Origin of the sequence: Actinoplanes sp. DH11, assembly GCF_020873875.1 — a bacterium.
Taxonomy (GTDB): domain Bacteria; phylum Actinomycetota; class Actinomycetes; order Mycobacteriales; family Micromonosporaceae; genus Actinoplanes.
Genome location: NZ_JAHWGU010000158.1, coordinates 1 through 428 on the forward strand (window position 1 = coordinate 1; position 428 = coordinate 428).

The 428-nt window shown below is 67.5% G+C and carries 1 protein-coding gene; it reads left to right on the forward strand.

Annotated features, from left to right (window positions below):
* Nucleotides 1-43: 43 nt before the first annotated feature.
* A partial coding sequence (locus LPA41_RS41210) for an acyltransferase domain-containing protein (RefSeq protein WP_308036674.1) occupies nt 44-428 on the forward strand: 385 nt, incomplete at its 3' end.

The window sequence follows — 428 nt, forward strand, 5'->3', positions numbered from 1 at the left end:
CGCGCACGTGGCGGGACTGTGGTCGTTGGCGGATGCGGTGAAGGTGGTCGCGGCCCGGGGTGCGTTGATGCAGGCGCTGCCGTCGGGTGGGGCGATGGTGGCTGTCGCCGCGACCGAGGACGACGTGATCGCGCGGCTTGTTGATGGGGTGTCGATCGCGGCGGTCAACGGCCCGCAGGCGGTGGTGATCTCCGGTGATGAGGACGCGGTGCTGGCGGTGGCGGCGGGATTCGACAAGACGCGGCGGTTGCGGGTCAGTCATGCGTTCCATTCGGCGCGTATGGAGCCGATGCTGCGGGAGTTCGCCGCTGTCTTGCAGGACATCGATTTCGAGATGCCGTCGTTGGGCTGGATTTCGAATGTGACCGGTGAGCCGGTCGGTGTCGAGGTGATGGATCCGCAGTACTGGGTGCGGCAGGTCCGCCAGC